Annotated in this window: 19 protein-coding genes; 13 read left to right on the top strand and 6 right to left on the bottom strand. The window is 60.7% G+C overall.

Features of this window, described 5'->3' with window-relative positions; genetic code table 11:
• Positions 1 to 137: 137 nt before the first annotated feature.
• Positions 138 to 917 carry an ABC transporter substrate-binding protein gene (locus tag KGB18_RS27245; protein ID WP_123721131.1) on the bottom strand — a complete coding sequence of 260 codons (780 nt, stop codon included), beginning with the start codon at positions 915 to 917 and terminating at the stop codon, positions 138 to 140.
• 322 nt (positions 918 to 1,239) lie between these two features.
• Between KGB18_RS27245 and KGB18_RS27240 the strand changes: the two genes are divergently transcribed.
• Positions 1,240 to 1,881 (top strand): type 1 glutamine amidotransferase, encoded by a 642-nt coding sequence (locus tag KGB18_RS27240; protein WP_223570794.1) that lies wholly within the window; start codon positions 1,240 to 1,242, stop codon positions 1,879 to 1,881.
• 113 nt (positions 1,882 to 1,994) lie between these two features.
• Here the strand turns inward: KGB18_RS27240 and KGB18_RS27235 are convergent, their stop codons facing one another.
• Positions 1,995 to 2,429, bottom strand: a complete 435-nt coding sequence (locus KGB18_RS27235) for a rhodanese-like domain-containing protein (RefSeq protein ID WP_123721129.1) — start codon at positions 2,427 to 2,429, stop codon at positions 1,995 to 1,997.
• A 101-nt stretch (positions 2,430 to 2,530) separates the two neighbouring features.
• Between KGB18_RS27235 and ftrA the strand changes: the two genes are divergently transcribed.
• Complete coding sequence (gene ftrA / locus KGB18_RS27230) at positions 2,531 to 3,505, top strand: transcriptional regulator FtrA (RefSeq protein ID WP_223570793.1); 975 nt, start codon at positions 2,531 to 2,533, stop codon at positions 3,503 to 3,505.
• 133 nt (positions 3,506 to 3,638) lie between these two features.
• Here ftrA and cobF read toward each other — a convergent pair whose 3' ends face one another.
• Together cobF and KGB18_RS27220 are read right to left on the bottom strand one after the other, a co-directional pair.
• Positions 3,639 to 4,394, bottom strand: coding sequence for a precorrin-6A synthase (deacetylating) (gene cobF / locus KGB18_RS27225; protein WP_223570792.1), 756 nt, complete (start codon positions 4,392 to 4,394; stop codon positions 3,639 to 3,641).
• The gene (locus KGB18_RS27220; RefSeq protein WP_223570791.1) at positions 4,394 to 4,966 is read right to left on the bottom strand and encodes a histidine phosphatase family protein; all 573 of its coding nucleotides are present in this window, start codon (positions 4,964 to 4,966) and stop codon (positions 4,394 to 4,396) included. The genes cobF and KGB18_RS27220 overlap by 1 nt, the downstream gene beginning before the upstream one ends.
• Before the next feature lie 473 nt (positions 4,967 to 5,439).
• Here KGB18_RS27220 and KGB18_RS27215 point away from each other — a divergent pair, with 473 nt between their 5' ends.
• The 8 genes from KGB18_RS27215 (at position 5,440) to KGB18_RS27180 (ending at position 13,879) form a co-directional block, all read left to right on the top strand.
• On the top strand, positions 5,440 to 6,294 hold the full coding sequence (locus KGB18_RS27215) for a MurR/RpiR family transcriptional regulator (protein ID WP_123721125.1): 855 nt from the start codon (positions 5,440 to 5,442) through the stop codon (positions 6,292 to 6,294).
• 2 nt (positions 6,295 to 6,296) lie between these two features.
• Positions 6,297 to 6,941 (top strand): isochorismatase family cysteine hydrolase, encoded by a 645-nt coding sequence (locus KGB18_RS27210; protein WP_038983971.1) that lies wholly within the window; start codon positions 6,297 to 6,299, stop codon positions 6,939 to 6,941.
• Positions 6,938 to 8,269 (top strand): glutamine synthetase family protein, encoded by a 1,332-nt coding sequence (locus KGB18_RS27205; protein ID WP_123721123.1) that lies wholly within the window; start codon positions 6,938 to 6,940, stop codon positions 8,267 to 8,269. The genes KGB18_RS27210 and KGB18_RS27205 overlap by 4 nt, the downstream gene beginning before the upstream one ends.
• Positions 8,253 to 9,005, top strand: coding sequence for an N-formylglutamate amidohydrolase (locus KGB18_RS27200; RefSeq protein WP_223570790.1), 753 nt, complete (start codon positions 8,253 to 8,255; stop codon positions 9,003 to 9,005). Before KGB18_RS27205 ends, KGB18_RS27200 begins: the two co-directional genes overlap by 17 nt.
• A gap of 57 nt (positions 9,006 to 9,062) precedes the next feature.
• Complete coding sequence (locus KGB18_RS27195) at positions 9,063 to 10,412, top strand: APC family permease (protein WP_052965183.1); 1,350 nt, start codon at positions 9,063 to 9,065, stop codon at positions 10,410 to 10,412.
• Between the two features lie 119 nt (positions 10,413 to 10,531).
• The gene (locus tag KGB18_RS27190) at positions 10,532 to 11,548 is read left to right on the top strand and encodes an arginine N-succinyltransferase (RefSeq protein WP_123721121.1); all 1,017 of its coding nucleotides are present in this window, start codon (positions 10,532 to 10,534) and stop codon (positions 11,546 to 11,548) included.
• Between the two features lie 61 nt (positions 11,549 to 11,609).
• On the top strand, positions 11,610 to 12,644 hold the full coding sequence (astA, locus tag KGB18_RS27185) for an arginine N-succinyltransferase (protein ID WP_123721120.1): 1,035 nt from the start codon (positions 11,610 to 11,612) through the stop codon (positions 12,642 to 12,644).
• A 365-nt stretch (positions 12,645 to 13,009) separates the two neighbouring features.
• Positions 13,010 to 13,879, top strand: a complete 870-nt coding sequence (locus KGB18_RS27180; protein WP_123721119.1) for an oxaloacetate decarboxylase — start codon at positions 13,010 to 13,012, stop codon at positions 13,877 to 13,879.
• Positions 13,880 to 14,228: 349 nt separating this feature from the next.
• On the opposite strand, the gene KGB18_RS27175 is transcribed toward KGB18_RS27180, so the two are convergent.
• Together KGB18_RS27175 and KGB18_RS27170 are read right to left on the bottom strand one after the other, a co-directional pair.
• Positions 14,229 to 15,470 (bottom strand): M20/M25/M40 family metallo-hydrolase, encoded by a 1,242-nt coding sequence (locus KGB18_RS27175; protein ID WP_123721118.1) that lies wholly within the window; start codon positions 15,468 to 15,470, stop codon positions 14,229 to 14,231.
• 216 nt (positions 15,471 to 15,686) lie between these two features.
• The gene (locus KGB18_RS27170; protein ID WP_123721117.1) at positions 15,687 to 16,760 is read right to left on the bottom strand and encodes a diguanylate cyclase; all 1,074 of its coding nucleotides are present in this window, start codon (positions 16,758 to 16,760) and stop codon (positions 15,687 to 15,689) included.
• Positions 16,761 to 16,981: 221 nt separating this feature from the next.
• Between KGB18_RS27170 and KGB18_RS27165 the strand changes: the two genes are divergently transcribed.
• From KGB18_RS27165 to glcE, 3 genes are read left to right on the top strand one after another with little or no spacing between them, the layout of a single operon-like run.
• Positions 16,982 to 17,908 carry an alpha/beta fold hydrolase gene (locus KGB18_RS27165; RefSeq protein WP_123721116.1) on the top strand — a complete coding sequence of 309 codons (927 nt, stop codon included), beginning with the start codon at positions 16,982 to 16,984 and terminating at the stop codon, positions 17,906 to 17,908.
• Between the two features lie 52 nt (positions 17,909 to 17,960).
• Complete coding sequence (gene glcD, locus KGB18_RS27160; RefSeq protein ID WP_123721115.1) at positions 17,961 to 19,460, top strand: glycolate oxidase subunit GlcD; 1,500 nt, start codon at positions 17,961 to 17,963, stop codon at positions 19,458 to 19,460.
• On the top strand, positions 19,460 to 20,509 hold the full coding sequence (gene glcE / locus KGB18_RS27155) for a glycolate oxidase subunit GlcE (RefSeq protein ID WP_223570789.1): 1,050 nt from the start codon (positions 19,460 to 19,462) through the stop codon (positions 20,507 to 20,509). The genes glcD and glcE overlap by 1 nt, the downstream gene beginning before the upstream one ends.

Raw genomic sequence — 20,509 nt, 5'->3', positions numbered from 1 at the left:
CTGCGATCTTTTGATCCTGCTTTTTAAACAAGATCAAAAGATCGCAGCCTGCGGCAGCTCCTACGAGAAATGTGTTTCTCAGGGTAATAAAAAAAGTGGCCACCGCGTCAACAGTGGCCACTTTTTTCTACGGCGTATTAATGGCCGTAAACGTCAAAATTGAAGTACTTGTCCTGCACTTGCTTGTACTTGCCGTTGGCGCGGATTTCAGTGATGGCGGTGTTGAATTTGTCCGCCAGCTCTTTATCGCCCTTGCGCACGGCGATGCCGGCACCGCCGCCGAAGTACTTGGCGTCTTCATAGGTCGGGCCGACGAAGGCGAAGCCTTTACCGGCGTCGGTTTTCAGGAAACCGTCGTCCAGGTTGACCGAGTCGGCCAGCATCGCGTCGAGGCGACCGGCGACAATGTCCAGGTTGGCTTCCTGCTGGGAACCGTAACGCACCAGGTTGATGCCCGCCGGTACTAGCACTTCAGTGGCGAAACGGTCGTGGGTGCTGGCGCGCAACACACCGACTTTCTTGCCTTTGAGCTCGGTCAGCGGATCCTTGACGTCGGTGCCTTCCTTCATCACGAAGCGCGCCGGGGTGTGGTAGTACTTGATGGTGAAATCGACGTTCTTCTTGCGATCGTCAGTGATGGTCATGGACGACAGGATCGCGTCGATTTTCTTGACCTTCAGTGCCGGGATCAAACCATCGAACTCTTGCTCGACCCAGGTGCACTTCACTTTCATCTGTTCACACAACGCATCGCCGATGTCCACGTCGAAACCGGTGAGTTTGCCGTCCGGGGTTTTCATCGAGAATGGCGGGTAGCCGGCTTCGATACCGAGGCGAATCGGCTTGGCGTCATCGGCCACGGCGGTCAGGGACAACATCGACAGTGCCAGGGCACCGAACATCACTCGCTTCTTCATTTATAACTCCTGTGTGCGGAGGCTTTTATTGGCAGCTTTCTGTTGGCAACTTTCGGTTAGTGAAGACCGAAGTGGCCGGCAGTCTAGAGCGGCTGCAGGAGGGCAAATTGTGTTTAGGCGACAAATACTTATAGAAAAACAGCCAAGGGATTCAAGGCACTTGAAGCGTGCGCCAAGGTGGTGCAAGGGCTGTAGGACAATCCTTTGCTTCAGACAAAACCTACAAGATTTCGGGCGTGATCCGATTGAATAGTCGCACTGGCGATGATCTTTTTTTTGCGGCACATTGACCCCGCCAACCCATTCCCGAAAGAGAAGCGTGATGCCCACGTTGAACCTGATCCAGCATCATCCTGCCGAAGGTCCTGGCGCCATTGCCGAATGGGCGCGGGCCCGTGGCATTACGCTAAACGTGTTTCGCGCCGACCTCGGCCAGTTGCCGCCGGTGAGTGCAGCACCGGTGATCCTGTTGGGCGGGCCTTATGAATCCAACGCCGGGCCGACGTGGCTGGAAGCGGAGCGTCATTGGCTGTCGGGTAGTCTGGATCAGGACGCGCCGGTGTTTGCGATTTGTCTGGGCGCGCAGCTGCTGGCGCTGAGCCTGGGTGGGAATGTGCGGCGCATGGCTCGCCCCGAAACTGGCTGGTCGACCGTGACCTTTGCGGATGGCCAGAGGCTGAAGGTGCTGGAATGGCACGAAGATGCGATCGATCTACCGGCGGATGCGCAATTGCTGGCCAGCAGTGACGTGTGTGAGCAGCAGATGTATCGCGTCGGGGCTACGCGGGTGGGGTTGCAGTTTCACCCGGAGTGGAATGCCGAATCGGTGGCGACCCTCAATGAGCACTTTGCCGAGGAATCGCCGTTGCCGCGGGGGCCACAGGACAGCGCGGCCTATCAAGTCGTGTTTGACTGGTTGCAGGTGACGCTCGACCAGTGGTGGACGGCGCGGACAGCGGTTTGAAGATCAAAAGATCGCAGGCTTCGCCAGCTCCTACAGGGGACGTACAGCCGTAATTTCACCGGTGTACTCGGTCAATGTAGGAGCTGGCGAAGCCTGCGATCTTATCGGCTACATTAACATTCGCAGCCGATCACGGTACTGACCGACTGTTGCACCACGACACTCAATTCAAACCCCTCATCCAGCCACCCCGTCACCCCGCCAATCATCTCCTTGACCGGGTAACCCAGCGCCGCCAGCTTCACCGCAGCCTTGTTGGCGCCGTTGCAGTGGGGCCCTGCGCAATAGACCACGAACAGCGTGGATTTCGAATAACCCGCCATGCCGTCAGCCGTGATCAGTCGACCCGGGATGTTGATCGCGCCCGGCACATGTCCGCGTTCGAACGCCAACGGTCCGCGCACATCCACCAGGACAAAATCCACTTCGCCAGCCTGTTGGCTGCCGTAGACGTCGGAGCAATCGGTCTCGAAGGTCAGACGGTTGCTGAAATGCATCAGGGCAATGGCAGATGGGGCTGCGGGAATTTCGCGAACCAGGCTGGGCATGGGTTGTACTCCAAAGTCTCGGTGGGTGTGGGAAGACTTTATCTGCCCCGCGCTTGCCGCTACAGTGGCGCACAAGACACTCACCGGGAATTTTCCGCCAAATGCAGCCCACCCCTGGATTGGTCGCGATTCTGGCCTACGACGGCCTCTGCACTTTCGAATTCGGCATCGCCGTGGAGATCTTCGGTCTGGCGCGACCGGAGTTCGATTTCCCTTGGTATGAGCATCGTATCGTCGCCGTCGACCAAGGGCCGATGCGCGCCATGGGCGGCATTCAGGTGCTGGCCGACGGCGGGATGGAACTGCTTGAAGAGGCCCGGACCATCATCATCCCCGGCTGGCGCGACCGCAACGCGGCGGTGCCTGAACCTTTGCTCGCCGCCCTGCGCCAGGCCCATGCCCGGGGCGCGCGATTGCTGTCGATCTGTTCCGGGGTATTTGTACTGGCGGCCACCGGTTTGCTCGACGGTCACGGCGCCACGACGCATTGGCGCTACACCGCTGAACTGGCCGAACGCTTTCCGGACATACAGGTGGACCCGGACGTGCTCTATGTCGATTCGGGCCAATTGATCACGTCGGCCGGCAGCGCCGCCGGCATCGATGCCTGCCTGCACCTGGTCGCGCGGGATTTTGGCACTCAAGTGGCCAACTCGGTGGCGCGGCGGTTGGTGATGTCACCGCAACGCACCGGCGGCCAGGCGCAGTTCATTCCGTCACCGGTCAGCCCGACGCCGCGCAGCGATCTGTCGCGGGTCATGCAATGGGCGCGGGAACGTCTGCACGAACCGCTGGAAGTTCGCGACCTTGCCAGCGAGGCGGCGATGAGTGAACGCACGTTCCTGCGGCGGTTCACCGAAGCCAGCGGCCTGCCGCCCAAGGCATGGTTGCAACATGAGCGCCTGGCCCGTGCTCGCGAATTGTTGGAGAGCACTCGCCAGAACACCGAGCAGATTGCCCAGCGCTGCGGTTATCGTTCGGTGGAGAGTTTCCGGGTGGCGTTTCGCAGTGTGGTCGGTGTGCCGCCGTCGGTGTATCGGGAGCGGTTTGGGCGCGAGGTAAAGGTGGTTTTTTGAGTGTGTTTGAGGGCCTCATCGCGGGCAAGCCCGCTCCCACAGGGATTGTGTTGTTCACAGATAATGTGTTCAACACACAAATCCTGTGGGAGCGGGCTTGCCCGCGAAGGCGTCACCCCAGACACCCATTATCTCAAGACTTGCGCAACAGATAAGTATCCATAATCCACCCATGCTCCAGCCGCGCCGCCTTGCGCACCCGTTCAATCTCATCCGCGACATCCTTGAGCTTGCCGCTAATCAAAATTTCATCCGGCGTCCCCAAATAAGCCCCCCAGTAAATCTCCGTCTCCTGATCGGCCACATGATGGTAGGCATCTTGCGCATCCAGCATCACCACCAGGCTGTCGGCATCACTCACCTGCCCCGCTGCCAACCGCCGTCCGGTGGTGATTTCAATCGAGCGACCGATGCGATTCAGCGGCACCTTATGTTGCGCCGCCAATGCCTGCACGCTGGTGATCCCGGGGATCACCTCGAACTCGAATACACACCGGCCTGACGCCAGAATCGCCTGCAGAATCCGAATGGTGCTGTCGTACAACGCGGGATCGCCCCACACCAGAAAACCGCCGCACTGGTCGTCAGTCATTTCTTCATTGATCAGTCGTTCGAAGGTCTGCTGCTTGGCGCGGTTCAGATCTTCGACACTGGTCTTGTAGTCCACATCCCCGCGTTCCCGCTCCGGGCTGTGGGCTTCGACGAAGCGGTAGTCGTGATCGGTGATGTAGCGCTCACAGATCTCGCGGCGCAGGTCGATCAGTTTGTCTTTGCTCTGGCCCTTGTCCATGAGGAAAAACACATCGACGCGGTTCAGCGCCTTCACGGCCTGCATCGTGATGTAGTCGGGGTTGCCGGCGCCGACACCGATGACCAGAAGTTTTTTCATCAACATGCTCCCTCAGGGTCCGTGCCCATCAAGCGTAGCCGCCAGCGACCGTTGAACCGCAACTCGATGGCCGACAACGGTTCGACATCGATCTGGTTGAACGCCGCGCCCTGCAGCACCTGCATCAATGCGGCGCGAATGACAAAAGGATGGGTGATGGCAACGATATGCCCCGGCGTCGCCTCAAGGCTGTTCAACCACGCAACCACCCGCTCACCGAGTTGTGCCACCGATTCTCCACCGTGGGGGGCCGAGGTCGGGTCATTGAGCCAGGCCTGGAGCGTCTCGGGTTCGGCTGTTTGCAGGTCGTCGATCGACGTGCCTTTCCAGCGTCCGAAATCGCAATCTGCCAGTGCCGCGACAATCTCCACATCGTTGCCAAACAGCTCAGCGGTTTGTCGGGTCCGCAGTTCCGGGCCACAGAGCAAACGGGGTGTGCCCTTGAACTGACGGCAACGCGAACCCCTCGCCGAATGCCAATCCATTTCCAACGGCTCATTCGTAGGAAAACACGCCAATTTTTGTGCGACGGTTCGAGCGTGGCACACCAGGGTCAAGCGGGTCGCCTGCACGGAAGATCACTCTGTCGATGGGATGGAAAACGGCACGACACCGCAAATAACCGGGTCATTGTGCCGCAAGACGCGCGCACTCTGAACGCATTCCTCGTAGCAGCTGTCGAGGCTGCGTTCGGCTGCGCAGCAGTCGTAAAATCAAGCACAGCGGTCCGTCAGGCACACTGTGCTCTCAGGATTTACGACCGCTACGCGGCCGAACGCAGCCTCGCAGGCTCGGCAGCTGCTACGGCATTGGGCTCGCAGAGCCCATTTTATCCCTTAGCAAGGTCGATATCTCACACCACTATGGGCAATGTCCTACAACGTCAGTCGACATCCGCGTAGCCCCCGGCGCACGGGGTTTTCGCCCCATTTTGGGACTTTTAAAATCCTCGGAAAAATTCACTAGACATGTAGCACACGTTACATAAATACTGTTTTAGCAATTTATGAAACGAAACCGACACACCCATCCAGCAGGAGCCCGGATGCCCTCTCTCAGAGACCTGATCACCGATCCCGGCCTGGAACTCACGCCGTCGGAACGCAAAGTCATACGCGCCTTGCTGGATCAATACCCGCGTAACGGGCTGGGCCCGATGTCACGTCTGGCCGAACATGCCGGTGTCAGCGATCCGACCATTGTGCGGCTGGTAAAGAAGCTTGGTTTCAGCGGTTATGCCGACTTTCAGGAAGCCTTGCTCAGCGACATGGATGACCGCTTGCGCTCCCCCAGTACCCTGCTGCAACCCCGCGCCCATCTCAAGAAAGATGATCCCTGGGGCCACTATCTGGCGAACAGCCATCGGGCATTGGTCGACACCCAAGCGCTGACCCAACCCGAAGATGTACGAATTCTGATTGAATGGCTGCTCGACACCCGCCATCAGGTCCATTGCTTCGGCGGCCGTTTCAGCAGTTTCCTCGCCAACTATTTGCTCAACCATCTGCGCCTGTTGCGGCCCGGCTGTTTTGCCCTGGAAGACAACGCGCAATTGCCCGACCGGCTGTTCGACGTGCAGCGTCAGGACGTGGTGCTGGTGTTCGACTATCGCCGCTATCAGTCCCAGGCCCTGCGGGTCGCCAATGCGGCGAAGAGTCGACATGCGCGGGTCGTGCTGTTCACCGATATCTACGCGTCACCGCTACGGGAAATGGCCGACCTGATCATCAGCGCACCGGTGGAGTCGGCGTCGGCCTTCGACTCGATGGTTCCGGCGCTGGCCCAGGTTGAAGCACTGGTTGCCTGCCTGTCCCTGCGCAGCCCCGATCTGGCCGATCGCCTGGAAGGCATCGACGCCCTGCGGGCCGACTTCGACACCCACTTGCTGGAGGAAAAATAAGGATGTTCACGCTCCCCCATCACTCGCCCCGGGACTTGCCGTTTGCCGCCGACCACACCGCGCTGTTGCTGGTGGACATGCAGCGTGCCTGGCTTGAGCCGCAGTTCGATCCGCACCTCAACGGGCCGGATGCCGAATACTTTCTGACCCGCGCCCACATGCAAGTGGTGCCCAATCAACGCCGGCTGCTCAGTGCCTTTCGTAATGCACGACAAAACGTGCTGCACACGCTCATCGAAAGCCTCACCGCCGATGGTCGCGATCGTTCGCTGGACCACAAACTCTCGGACATGCACCTGCCCAAGGGCAGTTCGCAAGCGCGAATCATCGATGACCTGACGCCGATCGAAAACGAAATCGTGCTGCCCAAGACCTCTTCCGGGGTCTTCAACTCCACCAACATCGACTACGTGCTGCGCAACCTTGAAACCCGCCACCTGATCATCGCCGGCATCGTCACCGACCAATGCGTCGACATGGCCGTGCGTGACGCCGCCGACCGCGGTTACCTGGTGACGCTGGTCGAAGATGCCTGCGCCACCTACACCGAACAACGGCATCACGCCTGCCTGAACGCCATCAAAGGCTACTGCTGGATCACCGACACCCAGACCGTGCTCCGCCGGTTGCAGGAGATGCAGCCATGAGCGCTCGCCTGTCGCCACTGCCGATGACCACGATCGTCACCACCGACCTGATTGGCGTGACGCGCGGCCGTTCCTTTCCCACCGACGAACTCGATACCTATCAAGTGGCGGGCTGCGGCTGGGTGCCGGCCAACAGCGCCCTGACCCCGCAAGACATCATTGCCTCCAGCAATCCATGGGGTGCTTATGGAGACTTGCGGCTGATCCCCGACTTGAGCAGCCGAGTGACCGTCAACAACGGCCCGGACGCCAATGCCCCGGCGCTGGACTTCATTCACGGTGACATTCGCGAAACCGATGGACGCCCGTGGGGCGCGTGCCCGCGTACGCTGTTGCGCAACGAAGTGGAGCGTTATCGCGACGAATTGGGACTGCAGATCAACGCCGCGTTCGAACATGAATTCAACCTCGGCAGCGGCGCGACTGAGCATCTGGCGTTCTCTCTTGAGGCGCAGCGTCAGGGCGCCGAGTTCGGCGGCTGGTTGCTCAGCGCACTGCGTGCCGGCGGTGTGGAACCAGAGATGTTTCTGCCGGAATACGGCAAGCACCAATACGAAATCACCTGCCGCCCAACCCTCGGCGTCGCCGCCGCCGACCGTGCGGTGAACGTGCGTGAGATCACCCGTGAGATCGCCCGGCAAATGGGCCTGGACCTGAGTTTCGCCCCCAAGACTTCCGAGCAGGCGGTGTGCAATGGCGTGCATTTACACGTGAGCCTGCAGGATCTGGCCGGCCACCCGGTGATGTACGACGCCGGCACCACCAACGGCCTGTCGACCCTCGGCCAGCATTGGGCCGCCGGCGTTCTACACTATTTGCCGGCGCTCTGCGCCTTTACCGCGCCGACACCGGTTTCCTACGAGCGCTTGCAGCCCCATCACTGGAGCGCTTCCTACGCTTGTCTCGGCCAACGCAACCGCGAAGCGGCGCTGCGGATTTGCCCGACCGTGAGCCTGGGCGGCAAAGCCGTGGCGGCGCAGTACAACCTGGAATTTCGCGCCATGGACGCCACCGCCTCGCCGCATCTGGCCATGGCTGCGTTGCTGATCGCCGGGCGCCTGGGCATCGAGCAGCGCCTGGCCCTGAACGCGATCACCGATGAAGTTCCCGATTCCCTGAACGAAGAACAACGCCAGGCCCGCGGCATCGTCGCCCTGCCCGCGTCCCTGTCCCAGGCCCTGGAATGCCTGCGCAACAGCGAGGCGCTGATCGAAGCCCTGCCGAGCGCCTTGCTGGACACCTGGTTCGCCCTTAAAACCGAGGAACTGAGGCTGACGGAACAGCTCTCGCCCGCCGATCTTTGTGAGCACTATGCGCGCCTGTACTGAGTCCGCCGAATTGGGGTTCTATACCCAACCTGCGTACACCCTGAGCCGGGAAGCCTCCGAGCACCCGCTGATTCTGGTGTGTGAGCACGCCAGTCGTTTTATCCCGGCCGGGTTGAATGACCTGGGCTTGAGCCATGAAGCCGCCCGCGAACACATCGCCTGGGACATCGGCGCCCTGGCGCTGGCCGAGGGCTTGTCCGAAGCACTGGGCGCCACCCTGTTGGCGGCCAACTATTCACGGTTGTTGATCGACCTCAACCGCCCGCGCCATGCGCCGGACAGCATTGCGTTACAGAGCGAGATTTATCAGGTGCCGGGCAATCGGGATCTGGACGAGGCCACCCGCGACTATCGCCGGCACTGCCTGTTCAAGCCGTTTCATACACGCCTGCAAACCTTGATCGACGCCCGCGTGGCGCAAGGTCGACCGGTTCGCATGGTGGGGATTCACAGTTTCACGCCGATATATTACGGCCAGCCACGAGAGCTGGAAGCCGGCGTGTTGTACGGACAGGCCGGGGAATACGCGCAGCGAGTAATCGACGGGTTGAGTCGGCACCCCTTGAAAGTCGCGGCTAATCAGCCGTACAAAGTCGATCCGCTGGGTGACATGACCGTGCCGGTTCATGGCGATGCACGCGGGCTTGAGTCGGTGTTGATCGAGGTACGCAACGATCTGTTGCGTACCTCCGAGGACATCGGTCGCTGGACCGATTATCTGGCGCCACTGCTGTAGAGCAATAGCTTCAAACTCGCAGCATGCAGCTGCTTTCATATCAAGGAGAAGGGCTTCATGGAAATAGAAGAATTCGGCTACAAGCAAGAGTTGAAACGTAGCCTGTCGCTGACGGACCTGGTGGTGTACGGGATGATCTTCATGATCCCCATCGCCCCGTTCGGCGTTTATGGTTACGTCAACGCCGAAGCCCCGGGGATGGTGCCGCTGGCCTACATCATCGGCATGGTGGCGATGCTGTTCACCGCCCTCAGTTACGGCAGCATGGCCCGGGCCTTTCCGATTGCGGGCTCCGTGTATTCCTACGCACAACGCGGCCTCAACCCGCATGTCGGGTTTATCGCCGGTTGGCTGATGCTGCTCGATTATTTGCTGATTCCGCCACTGCTCTACGTCTACGCGGCGATGGCGCTGAATCATTTGTACCCGGACATCCCGAAAGTCGGCTTCATCCTGGCTTTTCTGGTCAGCGCCACCTTCGTCAACCTGCGGGGCATTACCTTCACCGCGCGGATGAACATCGTCTTTCTACTGGCGCAACTGGTAGTGCTGGGGATCTTCCTGTTCTACGCCTGGAATGCCCTGCACAACGGCGGCGGTAACGGTCAACTGACCCTGGCGCCGTTGTACAACCCCGAGACATTCAACTTCGCCCTGCTGATGCAAGCGGTGTCGATTGCGGTGCTGTCGTTCCTCGGTTTCGATGCGATTTCCACCCTCGCCGAAGAAATCAAGGGCGACCCGGGCCGTAGCGTTGGCAAGGCTGCGCTGATCACATTGCTGGTGATGGGTGTGATCTTTGTCGTGCAGACCTGGATTGCCACGGATCTGGCCGCCGGCCTGGGCTTCAAGTCCGCCGACACCGCGTTCTATGAAATCGCCGAAATCGCCGCCGGCAGCTGGCTGGCAACCCTGACCGCCGTGGCCACCGCCCTGGCCTGGGGCGTCGCGGTCGCGATCACCTCGCAAGCGGCGGTTTCGCGCCTGCTGTTCGGCATGGCGCGGGACGGCAAACTGCCGAAAGTGCTGGCCAAGGTGCACCCGAAACACAACACGCCGTATGTGAGTATCTATCTGGTGGCGGCACTGTCGCTGGTGATCTGCTACCTGTTCATCAACTCGGTGGACACCCTCACCTCCCTGGTGAACTTCGGCGCCCTGAGCGGCTTTATGTTGCTGCACCTGACCGTAATCAACTATTACTGGCGTCGGCAGAAGTCCGGCCAGGTGATTCGTCACCTGCTCTGCCCGGTGATCGGCTTCATCATCGTCGCGGCCATCATGTACAACATGGGCGTCGATGCACAGAAACTCGGCCTGATCTGGATTGCCCTGGGGCTGGTCTATCTATTCTTCCTCAACAAACTGGGTGCCAGCACGGTCCTACCCGACCCAAGCAATGGCTGACAAGAAAAAGAGCAGCGTCTGACATGAATTCAGGCGACAGCCGATTTAACGCGTGGAAACCGACAGTGATAGTCAGGTTCGGTGCAAATCGCCGAACCCTTTGATACAGGAGTACATCCATGCTGGTCTTACGCCCAGTGGAGTTAACCGACCTGCCCCAGTTGCAGCAACTGGCGCGCGACAGTCTGGTGGGGGTCACGTCCTTGCCGGACGACACCGAACGCCTGCGCGAGAAGATTCTCGACTCCTGCGCTTCGTTCGAGAAAGACGTACAGGGGCCTGGCCCGGAGAACTATTTCTTCGTGCTGGAAAATCTCACGACTCGCCGTCTGGTCGGCTGCTCGGAAATCCTCGCCACCGCAGGGTTCAACGAGCCGTTCTACAGTTTGCGCAACCGCCATTTCACCAGTGCCTCACGGGAGCTGAACATCGAGCACGGGGTGCCGGCGCTGTCGTTGTGCCACGACCTCAGTGGCCATACTTTGCTGCGCGGTTTCCATATCGACGCGGCGCTGGAACGCACGCGGTTTTCCGAATTGCTGTCCCGGGCGCGGCTGCTGTTCATCGCCGCACACACGGCGCGCTTTGCCGAAGCGGTGATCACAGAGATCGTTGGCTACAGCGATGAACAGGGCCAGTCACCGCTCTGGGATGCGCTGGGCAAGCATTTCTTCGACCTGCCGTACGTTGAGGCCGAGCGGCTTTGCGGTCTGCAGAGCCGGTCATTTCTAGCCGAACTGATGCCGCAATACCCGATCTACGTGCCGATGCTGCCGCTGGCGGCACAGGCATGTATCGGCCGGATTCATCCCGACGGTCAGGAGGCCTTCGACATACTTGAACGCGAAGGTTTCGAGACCAACAGCTATATCGACCTGTTCGACGGTGGCCCGACGTTGTACGCACGCACCTCGAACATTCGCTCCATCGCCCAAAGCCAGACCGGCACGGTGCACCCTGGCTCGGCCATCGATGCGCGCGGCAGCTACCTGGTAAGCAACGAGTCGTTGAAGGGTTACCGCGCCATCGTCGCCGAGTTGGACTATCGCGCCGGGCAACCCGTGGCCTTGAGCGCCGAAATGTGCGCGGCCCTGAACGTGACCGACGCCAGTGCGATCCGGTTGATCGCCCTGTGAGCCGCCACCGGCCCCGTGCCCAACGACAACGCCCGAACAGGCGCGAAGAAGGAGCTGCATCATGATTGTCCGCCCGGTTCAAGTCACCGACCTGCCCGCCCTGCTGGATCTGGTGCAACGGGCCGCCCCCGGGGTCACCACCCTGCCGGCCAGTGAGGAACGCCTGACCCACCGAGTGCGCTGGTCTCAGCGCACCTTTGCCGAACAGGTCGAGCGTGCAGACGCCGATTACCTGTTCGTGCTCGAAGACGACGATCAACAAGTGGTCGGTGTCAGTGCCCTGGCGGGGGCCGTCGGCCTGCGGGAGCCCTGGTACAACTACCGGGTCGGACTCACAGTCAGCTCGTCGCCGGACCTGGGTATTCAGCGCCAGATCCCCACGTTGTTCCTGAACAACGAAATGACCGGCCAATCGGAAATCTGTTCGCTGTTTCTGCGACACGATCAACGCCACGGCAGTAACGGTCGATTGCTGTCGCTGGGGCGCCTGCTGTTCGTTGCCGAATTTCCCCATCTGTTCGGCGACAAGCTCATTGCCGAACTGCGCGGCAGTGCCGACGAACAAGGCTGCTCACCGTTCTGGGACAGCCTGGGCCGGCATTTTTTCAAGATGGATTTCAGCCATGCCGATCACTTGTCGGGGCTAGGCAGCAAAGCCTTTATTGCCGAACTGATGCCGCGCCAACCGCTCTACACCTGCCTGCTCACTGAACAGGCCCAAGCGGTGATCGGCAAGCCGCACCCGAACACCGAACCTGCGCTGAAGATCCTCACCGCCGAGGGCTTTGCCCATAAGGGGTACATCGACATCTTCGACGCAGGCCCGGTGATCGAAGCCCCGGTATCGAGAATCCGCACGGTGCGTGACAGCCAACGCTTGGAGCTAGCCATCGGCACGCCCGACGACCAGGCGCCAATATGGCTGATCCACAACCGCCGCCTGGAAAACTGCCGCATCACCACTGCCCAGGCGCGGCTGGTCGGCAACAGCCTGATCGTCGACCGGCTCACCGCCAAACGCCTGCAACTGCAACCCGGCAACTCGGTCCGCGCCGTGCCGCTGCGCAACCAACAACAGCAGGCGGTGGCTGCGTGATTATGTAGCAGCCTGCGTTCGGCTGCGTAGCAGTCGTAAAACCTGCCAACTTAATCTTTCAGACTGACCGCCAACTAGATCCTCTTCTGCTTTTGCATGACACCCGATCCGTGATGGCGAGCGCTTCGTACTCGAACGCAGCCTTCGGCAGCTGCTACAAGGGATCGCGTCGAGGCCAGGATTCGTGTCAATCCGGATGAAATGCACTCTGCAGGAGCTACCGCAGGCTGCGATCTTTTGATCTTGCATCCCTTGGCCGGCAAATTCGTCATCATTCTTCACCCACCCACGTGATAGCCTTTTGTTCCTTCGGCGTTGACACTTTTGCTCAAGCCCTTCCATTCCTTTGTATTGGTGGAACTCATATGTCCAGGCTGTCACATCAAGATTTGCGCCGTAATTTCCGCCAACTGTTCGCTTCCAACGCCTGCTACCACACCGCGTCGGTCTTCGACCCCATGTCGGCACGCATTGCCGCTGATCTGGGTTTTGAAGTGGGGATCCTCGGTGGTTCGGTCGCGTCGTTGCAGGTACTGGGCGCCCCCGACTTTGCCTTGATCACCCTGAGCGAGTTCGCCGAGCAGGCCACCCGCATCGGCCGCGTGGCCCAATTGCCGGTGATCGCCGACGCCGACCACGGCTATGGCAACGCGCTCAATGTCATGCGCACCATCGTCGAACTTGAACGCGCTGGCATCGCCGCCCTGACCATTGAAGACACCCTGTTGCCGGCGCAATTCGGCCGTAAGTCCACTGACCTGATCGGGGTCGCGGAAGGCGTCGGCAAGATTCGCGCGGCGCTCGAAGCCCGGGTCGACTCGGAAATGGCGATCATTGCGCGGACCAATGCCGGGATCCTGCCGGTTCAGGAAATCATCAGCCGCACCAAGCAATACCAACAGGCCGGGGCGGACGGGATTTGCATGGTGGGCGTGCGGGACTTCGACCACCTCGAACAAATCGCCGAGCACCTGAGTGTGCCGCTGATGCTGGTCACCTACGGCAACCCGCTGCTGCGCGACGACAATCGCCTGGCCGAACTGGGCGTGCGCGTCACCATCGACGGCCATGGCGCCTACTTCGCGGCGATCAAGGCGACATACGACAGCCTGCGCGAGCAACGCCAGATCTTTACCCAGGCGTCGGACCTGAACGCCACTGAACTGACTCACACCTATACGCAGCCTGAGGATTACATTCGTTGGGCGAAGGAATACATGAGCGTCAAGGAGTGAGGGTTCGGCTGAAATGATGGTGTGAACCGACATGACGCCATCGCGAGCAGGCTCGCTCCCACACTGGATTTTCTGTGAACACATTATTTGTGCACGCCAGCAATCAAATGTGGGAGCGAGCCTGCTCGCGATAGCATCTGCTGCAACACCGCTAAACGGGTTTTGAACGCCTCCTCCCGCGGCACCTCCAACCCCCGTGGCGAGGGGGCTCGCCCCCGTTCGGCTACGCAGCAGTCGTTGCTTGTAAATGTGCAGCGCGTCAGACTTTTTCAGGGCCGCTTCGCGACCCAACGGGGGCAAGCCCCCTCGCCACAGAGAACTGCGCCCCATTGAGGAATGATCTGGCCGATTACTTCTTGGTCAACTCCATAATCATCCGAGACAACAGATAAATCCTCGGCGCTACGCTCTCGACCTCGGCGTACTCCTCGGGCGTATGGATATTCCCGCCGACAATCCCGAACCCGTCCAGCGTCGGTGTACCCACTCCGGCCGAGAGGCTGGCATCCGCCGCCCCGCCGCTGCCTTCTTCCGTCAACTTGCGGCCAATTTCGCCGTAAATCCCTTGGGCCATGGCCATCAAGCGATCTGACTCCGCCGTTTGCGGCATCGGCGGCAAGCCGCGTTTAAGGGTGGTAGTCACTTCAGTCTCGGGAATCAGTTTGTCTTTCGAGACCCGTGCCAGGTCCTTTTCGATCCGGTCGAACTCTTCCGGCACCGCTGCCCGCACGTCAGCCTTGGCGGTGGCCTGATCCGGAATCACGTTGGTGCGGTCGCCAGCGTTCAGCACGGTGAAGTTGATGGTGGTTTTCTTCTGCGCATCGCCCAGTTTGCCAAGTTGCAGAATCTGGTGCGCGGCTTCCATGGCCGCATTACGCCCCAGCTCCGGCGCGACGCCGGCGTGAGATGCCTTGCCTTTGACCTCGACCAAGGCGGTGGCGCTGCCTTTGCGCCATACCACCAAACCATCCGCCGGGCGACCCGGTTCGAGGTTGAGGGTCACGTCGTGGGCCTTGGCGGTTTTCTTGATCAGGTCGGTGGCGACGTCCGAGCCGGTTTCTTCGCTGGCGTCGAGCAGGAAGGTAATCTGCGCGTAATCCTTGAAGTCGAGGTTTTTCAGGACTTTCAGCGCGTAGATCCCGGCGACGATGCCGCCCTTATCGTCCATCACGCCCGGCCCGTAAGCCCGGCCGTCCTTGATCTGGAACGGGCGGGCGGCGGCCGAGCCTTCCTTGAACACGGTGTCCATGTGCGCCATCAGCAGGATTTTCGCCTTGCCGGTGCCTTTGAGCGTGGCCAGCACATGGCTGCTCTTGTCCGGGGTGTTGGGCACGAGTTCGATGGTGGCACCGAGTTTCTTCAACTCCTCGATGGCGATGTCACTCACCTGGGTCAGGCCCGGTTCATAACCGGAGCCGGAGTCGATGTTCACCAAGCGTTCCAGCAGTTTCAGGGCTTCTCCCTTGTACTGTTCGGCATCGGCGAGGACTTGTTTATGGGGTTCGGCGAAGGCTGCGGGGGTGAAGGCGCCGAGGGCGAGGGTCAGGCCGAGGCTGGTGGCCAGAAGGGAGCGAGAGCGTTTGAACGTCATGAATCGATCCTTGTTTCGTGTCGGGGGTCGAAAATACCCTACCTGACTACGACGCAAGGCTCTACACCGGATGCGACATACACAAACCTGAATGACCACACATCCCCTGTGGGAGCGGGCTTGCCCGCGATAGCGGTCTGACAATCACAGAGATGTTGAATGTGCCGCCGTCTTCGCGGGCAAGCCCGCTCCCACAGGGGATGTGTAGTTATTGGGTTACACCGAATCGAACAACGCTTTATGCGGTTTACCATCACTGTGGCAAATGACGCGGTTGCGGCCGGTGGTCTTGGCTTCGTAGAGCGCCTGGTCGGCGTCGTTGAGCCACAGGGTCGCGTCGTTGTGGGCCGGGTTGAAGGCTGCCAGGCCGATGCTCAAACTGACTTTCAGCGCCGGGTTCTGCTCGTAACCCAACGTGGCGAAACGATCACGCAGCGCATCCATCGCCACGGCAGCGCGGTCCAGCGGCAGGTCCGGCAGCAGCACACAAAATTCGTCGCCGCCATAGCGCCCGGCGACATCGGCGGCACGCAGGTTCTGCTTGAGCATTTTGCTCAGCTGACGCAGGACGATGTCCCCGGCGACATGGCCGTAGGTGTCGTTGATGATTTTGAAATGATCGATGTCGATCAGCGCTATCGCCCCGCCCTGCTGCTGGCGTTGGCAACGCTGAAACTCGATTTCCAGCTGATCTTTCCAGGCACCGTGATTCAGCAGGCCAGTCAGGCTGTCGGTGCGGCTCAGGGCCAACAGTTCGCGCTTTTGTCGGCCAAGAGTATGGGCCTGACGGAAGCAGATCCAGCCCAGGGACAGCGGATAAATCGACAGCAAAGGCAAGCAGGCGTACAGCTGAAACGGACTGGTTTGCGGGACAAAAGCCGGCATGAACACCAGCAGCCCAAGGCCTATCCCAAGCATCTGCGCGACGGCGCCCATCAACAGAAAACGCAAACCGCCGATGGCCACGTTGTGCATCGCCATCATCGACAGTGTTGCCGCGCTGGGCAGCGGATTGAACTGCATGGCGGCCACCCAGAAGCCGCCGAGAAACGCGTCCACCAGGATATTGCGGTGTTCGGCATGGAAAGGAATTTTCGCCCGGCGCGCCCATTGATAGGCCACATGCGGCCAGAGCAGCCCGTTGAGCAGCATCACCACCCAGACCCAAGGCGCCGGGTTGAGTGGATACATGCCTGCGCCGACGCACAATAATCCAAGGGCCAGCCCCAGGATTCGTGACCCATAAAGCCTCCTGGCCAGTGAAAGTCCCTTTCCTCCCTTTTTTTCCATAGAGGCCTCTGTACCACTGAACGGAGCCTGACAACACACGGGATTGAAAGTGTGCTTGAAGTCTATCAGGGCGACGGCAAATAGCCATCACCGGTTGGCGGTCTGAATAGCATGGCCTCGCCATGAGCTGAATGCCCGATGTTTGGTCTATACATGAAGGGAGGGATCGCGCTCAAACCCACCGACCACACTCTGTCCTGATCACTGCAAGGAATAGCCTGATGCTTTTGTTGGTTGTCACTATCGCCGTCTTCGTGGCCTGGAGCTGGTTGAGCTACCCGACCATCGGTTACTGGCTCTATGACTTGAACATGGCGCTGGAGGCCCGGCTGTACCGGTTGCACAAGATCGTCGTGCCGATCACCGAAATGACCGTCTCGACCTGGCAAGGCGGGCCTTACGAAGCTTCCAGCAGTGTGCTGATGCTGCACGGCTACAGCGCCGACAAGAACATCTGGCTGCGCTTCGCCCGGCATTTTGTCGACGACTACCGGGTGATCATCCCCGACCTCGCCGGGCATGGCGAAACCGGCTTCAAGGCCGGCGGCGGCTATGACATTCCGGTCCAGGCCAAACGATTGATCCAGTTGCTCGATATCTGTGGGGTCGAAAAGGTGCACGTGATCGGCAACTCCATGGGCGGCTACATCGCGGCGTGGCTGGCGGCCAATTACCCCGAGCGCATTATCTCGCTGGCGCTGCTCGACCCGGCCGGCGTCACTGCCCCGGAGCCCAGCGACATGGAGCGACACCTGGCTCGCGGGCACAACCCGTTTTTGATTCATTCCCGGGAAGAATTCCAGTATTTCTACGCCATGACCATGGTCTCACCGCCATGGGTGCCGGGGATCGTGCTGGACGCCGTCGCCCAGCGCTATGAACAGCAGCGCGACGAGCTGGAAGAAATTTTCAGGGACTTTCACGCCAGCCCACCGATGGAGCCGAAACTGCCCGACATCAAATGCCCGGCGCTGCTCCTGTGGGGGCGCAAGGACCGTTTGATCGACGTCAGCAGTGTACCGGTCTGGAGCAAGGGCATCGCCGATCTTCGGGTAGAAATCTGGGACGGTGTCGGCCATATGCCGATGGTTGAGCAACCGGCCAACACGGCGCGGTTGTACCGGGAGTTTTTGGAAAGGAAAAACTGATGAGATCCCCTGTGGTGAAGGGGGCAAGCCCCTTTGCGCTTGGTGGTGAACGATGAACATTCTTTACGACGAACGCATCGACGGTGTTCTGCCCAATGTCGACAAGGCTGCATTACTAAAGGCCTTGCAGCAGGAGGTGCCTGACCTGGACATCCTCTGGCGCGAAGAAGAACTCAAACCCTACGAATGCGACGGTCTGTCGGCCTATCGCACCACGCCGATGCTGGTCGCCCTGCCCCGGCAGCTGGAACAGGTGCAGGCGCTGCTCAGGCTCTGTCATGCCCGCAACGTGCCGGTGGTGGCGCGCGGGGCCGGCACCGGGTTGTCCGGCGGTGCACTGCCGTTGGACAAAGGCGTGCTGCTGGTGATGGTGCGGTTCAACAACATTCTGCACATTGACCCTGCCGCCCGCACCGCACGGGTCCAGCCGGGGGTACGTAACCTGGCGATTTCCCAGGCAGCGGCGCCTTTCGGCCTGTATTACGCGCCGGATCCGTCCTCGCAAATCGCCTGCTCCATCGGCGGCAACGTCGCGGAAAACGCTGGTGGCGTGCATTGCCTCAAATACGGCCTGACCGTGCACAACCTGCTCAAACTCGAAGTGCTAACCCTTGAGGGCGAACACCTGACCCTCGGCGCCGATTCGCTGGACGCGCCGGGATTCGACCTGCTGGCTCTGTTCACCGGGTCCGAAGGCTTGCTGGGGATCATCACCGAAGTCACCGTCAAATTGCTGCCCAAACCCCAGGTCGCCAAAGTCCTGCTAGCGAGTTTCGATTCAGTGGAAAAGGCCGGTCGCGCGGTGGCCGAGATCATCGCCGCAGGGATCATTCCCGGTGGCCTGGAGATGATGGACAACCTGGCAATCCGTGCCGCCGAGGATTTCATCCATGCCGGTTACCCGGTGGACGCCGAAGCGATTCTGTTGTGCGAACTGGACGGTGTCGAAGCCGATGTCCACGACGATTGCGAACGAGTCCGCGAAGTGCTGCAACAGGCCGGCGCCAGCGAGGTGCGCCAGGCCCGGGACGAAGCCGAACGCGTGCGGTTCTGGGCCGGGCGCAAGAACGCTTTCCCGGCAATTGGCCGCCTCTCGCCGGATTATTACTGCATGGACGGCACCATCCCCCGCCGTGAATTGCCTGGTGTGCTCAAGGGCATCGCCAGCCTGGCGCAAGAATACGGCTTGCGCGTGGCCAACGTTTTCCATGCCGGCGACGGCAATATGCACCCGCTGATCCTGTTCGACGCCAACCAGCCCGGTGAACTGGAACGGGCCGAAGCCCTTGGCGGCAAGATCCTCGAACTGTGCGTGAAAGTCGGCGGCAGCATCACCGGCGAGCATGGTGTCGGCCGGGAGAAAATCAATCAGATGTGTGCGCAATTCAATAGTGACGAATTAACCCTGTTTCATGCAGTGAAAGCCGCGTTCGACCCAAAGGGCCTGCTCAATCCCGGCAAGAACATCCCGACCCTGCACCGCTGCGCGGAATTCGGCGCGATGCACATCCACGCCGGGCAACTGCCGTTCCCTGAGCTGGAGCGTTTCTGATGCCGGACTTCGATGCCAGTGAAGCCCTGCTGGAGCAGGTCAAACAGGCGCGGGAAAACGCCACGCCGCTGCGCATTCAGGGCGGTAACACCAAGGCGTTTCTCGGCCGTGAAGTGGCCGGAGAAATACTCGACACCCGCGCCCATCGCGGCATCGTCAGCTACGACCCGACGGAGCTGGTGATCAGCGTTCGCGCCGGCACGCCGCTGAGCGAACTGTTTGCCGCACTGGACGCAGCGGGGCAAATGCTGCCCTGCGAGCCGCCGTCGTTTGGCGAAGGCGCCACCGTCGGTGGGATGATCGCGGCGGGGTTATCCGGGCCACGGCGCCCGTGGTCCGGTTCAGTGCGCGATTTTGTCCTCGGTACGCGGGTGATCAGCGGCCTCGGCACTCACCTGCGCTTCGGCGGTGAAGTGATGAAAAACGTCGCCGGCTACGATCTCTCGCGCCTGATGGTGGGCAGTTATGGCTGCCTCGGGGTGTTGACCGAAGTCTCGCTCAAAGTGCTGCCCAAACCCCGGCAATGCTTGAGCATCAGCCTGGACATCGACTGCGCCCGCGCCTTGGAAAATCTGGCGCAATGGGGCCAGCAACCACTGCCCATCAGCGCTGCCAGCCACGACGGTCAGCGTCTGTATCTGCGGCTCGAAGGCGGCGAAGGTTCGGTCACGGCCGCCCATCAACGGCTCGGCGGCGAACCGTTGGACTCCGGTTATTGGGCCGACCTGAACGAACAACGACTAGACTTTTTTAATGAGGGCCTGCCGCTGTGGCGCTTGTCATTGCCCAACAACCTCGGGCCTCTGGACTTGCCCGGTGAGCAACTGATCGACTGGGGCGGCGCGCAACGCTGGTTGAAATCCGCGGCCGACAACATTCAGTCGCGGGCCCTTGAACTCGGCGGCCACGCCACCTGTTTCAGCCATGGCGTCAGCGAAACGCCATTCCAGCCGCTGGCCCCGGCGCTGCTGCGCTATCACCGGCAACTCAAGGCGCAACTGGACCCGAAAGGGCTGTTCAACCCCGGCCGGATGTACGCGGACCTTTAG

Source organism: Pseudomonas sp. BF-R-26 (genome assembly GCF_019947395.1).
GTDB classification, from domain to species: domain Bacteria; phylum Pseudomonadota; class Gammaproteobacteria; order Pseudomonadales; family Pseudomonadaceae; genus Aquipseudomonas; species Aquipseudomonas farris.
Note: the sequence above shows the minus strand (reverse complement) of the source record. Positions and strands in the feature narration are given on the sequence as shown.

What these genes read in the sequence shown, in the direction of transcription:
- KGB18_RS27235 (WP_123721129.1), bottom strand. Translation starts at nt 2,429, where the DNA reads ATGCCCAGCCTGGTTCGCGAAATTCCCGCAGCCCCATCTGCCATTGCC.
- KGB18_RS27215 (WP_123721125.1), top strand. Translation starts at nt 5,440, where the DNA reads ATGCCCTCTCTCAGAGACCTGATCACCGATCCCGGCCTGGAACTCACG.
- astA (WP_123721120.1), top strand. Translation starts at nt 11,610, where the DNA reads ATGATTGTCCGCCCGGTTCAAGTCACCGACCTGCCCGCCCTGCTGGAT.
- glcD (WP_123721115.1), top strand. Translation starts at nt 17,961, where the DNA reads ATGAACATTCTTTACGACGAACGCATCGACGGTGTTCTGCCCAATGTC.
- KGB18_RS27205 (WP_123721123.1), top strand. Translation starts at nt 6,938, where the DNA reads ATGAGCGCTCGCCTGTCGCCACTGCCGATGACCACGATCGTCACCACC.
- KGB18_RS27240 (WP_223570794.1), top strand. Translation starts at nt 1,240, where the DNA reads ATGCCCACGTTGAACCTGATCCAGCATCATCCTGCCGAAGGTCCTGGC.
- KGB18_RS27180 (WP_123721119.1), top strand. Translation starts at nt 13,010, where the DNA reads ATGTCCAGGCTGTCACATCAAGATTTGCGCCGTAATTTCCGCCAACTG.
- KGB18_RS27210 (WP_038983971.1), top strand. Translation starts at nt 6,297, where the DNA reads ATGTTCACGCTCCCCCATCACTCGCCCCGGGACTTGCCGTTTGCCGCC.
- ftrA (WP_223570793.1), top strand. Translation starts at nt 2,531, where the DNA reads ATGCAGCCCACCCCTGGATTGGTCGCGATTCTGGCCTACGACGGCCTC.
- KGB18_RS27190 (WP_123721121.1), top strand. Translation starts at nt 10,532, where the DNA reads ATGCTGGTCTTACGCCCAGTGGAGTTAACCGACCTGCCCCAGTTGCAG.
- KGB18_RS27245 (WP_123721131.1), bottom strand. Translation starts at nt 917, where the DNA reads ATGAAGAAGCGAGTGATGTTCGGTGCCCTGGCACTGTCGATGTTGTCC.
- cobF (WP_223570792.1), bottom strand. Translation starts at nt 4,394, where the DNA reads ATGAAAAAACTTCTGGTCATCGGTGTCGGCGCCGGCAACCCCGACTAC.
- KGB18_RS27195 (WP_052965183.1), top strand. Translation starts at nt 9,063, where the DNA reads ATGGAAATAGAAGAATTCGGCTACAAGCAAGAGTTGAAACGTAGCCTG.
- KGB18_RS27165 (WP_123721116.1), top strand. Translation starts at nt 16,982, where the DNA reads ATGCTTTTGTTGGTTGTCACTATCGCCGTCTTCGTGGCCTGGAGCTGG.
- KGB18_RS27170 (WP_123721117.1), bottom strand. Translation starts at nt 16,760, where the DNA reads ATGGAAAAAAAGGGAGGAAAGGGACTTTCACTGGCCAGGAGGCTTTAT.
- glcE (WP_223570789.1), top strand. Translation starts at nt 19,460, where the DNA reads ATGCCGGACTTCGATGCCAGTGAAGCCCTGCTGGAGCAGGTCAAACAG.
- KGB18_RS27200 (WP_223570790.1), top strand. Translation starts at nt 8,253, where the DNA reads ATGCGCGCCTGTACTGAGTCCGCCGAATTGGGGTTCTATACCCAACCT.
- KGB18_RS27175 (WP_123721118.1), bottom strand. Translation starts at nt 15,470, where the DNA reads ATGACGTTCAAACGCTCTCGCTCCCTTCTGGCCACCAGCCTCGGCCTG.